This window comes from Methyloversatilis discipulorum (genome assembly GCF_018780585.1).
GTDB lineage: Bacteria > Pseudomonadota > Gammaproteobacteria > Burkholderiales > Rhodocyclaceae > Methyloversatilis > Methyloversatilis discipulorum_B.
In genome coordinates this window covers 1-2,461 of the sequence record NZ_JADMJL010000014.1, presented here as the reverse complement: position 1 = coordinate 2,461, position 2,461 = coordinate 1, and the positions used below count along the sequence as shown (strand labels likewise).

Below are 2,461 nucleotides of genomic sequence, written 5' to 3'. Positions count from 1 at the left end.
GATCGCCGACGAACTCGCTCCGCAACCCGGACCGCCCGGCTGGCTCACGCCGGTCAGTCGCTTGACTCCGTGACTGACTTCAAAAGAATAAGCACGCGACACACCTAACGGATCTGTCACCGTTGTCGATGTGCTTGAACCGAACGACAAGGAATATGCATTGGCACCGCCACTGTGCTCCGTACTCGTCGCCTTGCCATCTGCAGAGTAACGGTACGTCGCAAACCTGTTGCCGCTTTCATCAACTACGCCCGTCAAGGCATGTGCAAATGGAGCCGAGCTGTAAGCTGGCTCGTCATAAATATAAGTTCGGGCCACGCCAGAAATAGTCCTCGCAGACAAATTTCTCGCCGAATCGTAGGAGTAATCAACGAATGACCCACCACCTGAAATACGAGTGATGAAGCCTGTCGCCCCGTAAATCAGGTTGAATTCTCGTCCAAGGTGATCTGAGACTTTTGTTAGTTTTCTGGAGGGGGTGGAGCCAGGACCGTAGAAATCTACGTTCGAAAACGTCAATGTCACGGAAGCGCCATTCGAAAGACGTCTTTGAACAAACTCTCCACCGGCATCAAAGAAGTCGACATGACCGTCGTCAAAGTACATCCAACCGATACCAACCTGCTTAATCAGTCGGCCTTTGCCATCTGCTTCCGGTGTGAAGACGCCCGACACCTCGAAGAACTTGAATGCTCTTCCGTCCGCTCTGGAGATTTCAACCTCCGTGGCCGATAGACGCTTTATCTTCTGTTCAAAACTGGCAGTCCAGCCGCGTCCAAAACCTGAGTTTTCGGTCGGAAATTGCTTGCTGTTGTAGACTCTGCGGATGGGGAAAGTACTGGCGGGTAGATCTTCCTCGAGTTGGTATTTATTGCCGCTAAACGAGGAGGCCGGGTTGCCTATATTAGCATTGGGGCATCCGCCTAGATTCTTCCTTGAGTCACCTGCCACCAAACATGTATATATTAGCGCACCATTTCCGTCCGGCGCGGCATATGGCTGACCAATTACGATTCGCTGGTCCGACCCATCCAGATACTCACAACGAGGCATGGCATCTAGTGTTCCAGTCATTCCATCTCTGGGAGGGGATGGTTGGTTTCGATAACCATTTCCAGCTTCACAGTACCAACGATTTCCAGCGTAGTGAGAGTACCAATCTGTAAAAGTCGGATAACGAGTTACCACTGCGCGCCCCCAAGCCTGAACCGCTTCGTGCATGCTCAAGTAGGGTCCTACAACACCTATCTGCCCATCCGCTCTGAAGCAGGAGTAGGTCATGGGAGCTGCTATATATTCATCCGCGTAAGCCATGGGCACCGCGAACATAGTCATCATCAAGCACCGAGCAACGTTGCTAGTGCTGAATTTAGTGCGAGCTCTCATGGTTTTTGGGAAACCTCAAACCTCAGGGCCGGACCCCTATTATTTACGTTTAATCTCATTCTCTAGGATGTCAAGTCCATCGTCGGCGAAGCCACGGAGCTCCGAACCTTTATCAACCTCTAATTGCTTCAATCTATTTAATATGCCACGGGCTTCTGTAGCCTTATAGTTTCGCGCAATAAAATCGCATACAGAAAAGCACAAATCTCCATTCTTATATTTCGGGTAGCCCTCATAGATTGCTTGCACCAAGGCGCTATAGTGCGATTCCAACAGTTTTTCTCGCTCGGTACTCAAGACCAAAAGAAAGTTCCACGCTCCCGCGCGTGAAAAGAATCGTTCTTCGGAGAGAATGGCAATAACGAAGGAGAAGTACTCAGGCGAGAACTCATCGAACTCAAGTAAATCGTCCTCAAAACAATCCGCCACCCGACTGAACACGCTCTCGCACTTCTCGGGCTCTGCATTTAGAATCGATGCAGCGTAGTCGGCAATTTTTGTCATGGGATCTTGAATCATCATCAACACCCACACTCCTTTATGTACTTTTCTTCGAGCTCATTGAGCCGACGCCATTGACGATTCAATAGCTTCTCGTGCCCGCGAATTGTGTCCCTAAGCCCTTCCCCGGGGCCAATTCGTCTTGGAAGATTGCCACTATTCGCCTCTAGGTCCGGAATTCGTTTATCGAAAACCTCCTTTCGTAGGTTCTCGATTTTCTTTCTCAGCGCTTGGCACTTGTGACTTTCGCCCCCATCGTTTGGGTCGTTCGGATTGACGTCCGGACTGACTAACGGATTAACGAGGGTTCCTGCATTTGGGCGCGCAATCGAGGATAACAATGGCACAGGAACTGCGATCGATTGCAATCCCTCGGGGTCCGTGCCGCCAAGTGGATTACCCTCGACGTAGCCGTAGCTATTCCCCCCGCCCTCAATCCCAATCGGATCACTGGACAGATACCTCCCCAACCTCGGCACGTAGTACCGATGCCAGTTGTAGTGCAGCCCCGACTCTTCGTCGAAGTACTGCCCCGGGAAGCGCAGATACACGTAGGTCTTCTGTCCGTTGCCGT

The 2,461-nt window shown here is 51.2% G+C and carries 3 protein-coding genes; all 3 read right to left on the bottom strand.

Annotation, left to right across the window (positions count from 1 at the left end; all coding sequences use genetic code 11):
* On the bottom strand, window positions 1-1,074 hold a 1,074-nt coding region (locus tag IV112_RS05660; RefSeq protein ID WP_304001691.1), incomplete at its 3' end, for a DUF6531 domain-containing protein.
* 351 nt (window positions 1,075-1,425) lie between these two features.
* Complete coding sequence (locus IV112_RS05655; RefSeq protein ID WP_304001689.1) at window positions 1,426-1,908, bottom strand: hypothetical protein; 483 nt, start codon at window positions 1,906-1,908, stop codon at window positions 1,426-1,428.
* Window positions 1,908-2,461, bottom strand: a 554-nt coding sequence (locus IV112_RS05650) for an RHS repeat-associated core domain-containing protein (protein WP_304001686.1), incomplete at its 5' end; no start/stop codon positions are given. The genes IV112_RS05655 and IV112_RS05650, both read right to left, overlap by 1 nt.

What these genes read in the sequence shown, in the direction of transcription:
- IV112_RS05655 (WP_304001689.1), bottom strand. Translation starts at nt 1,908, where the DNA reads ATGATGATTCAAGATCCCATGACAAAAATTGCCGACTACGCTGCATCG.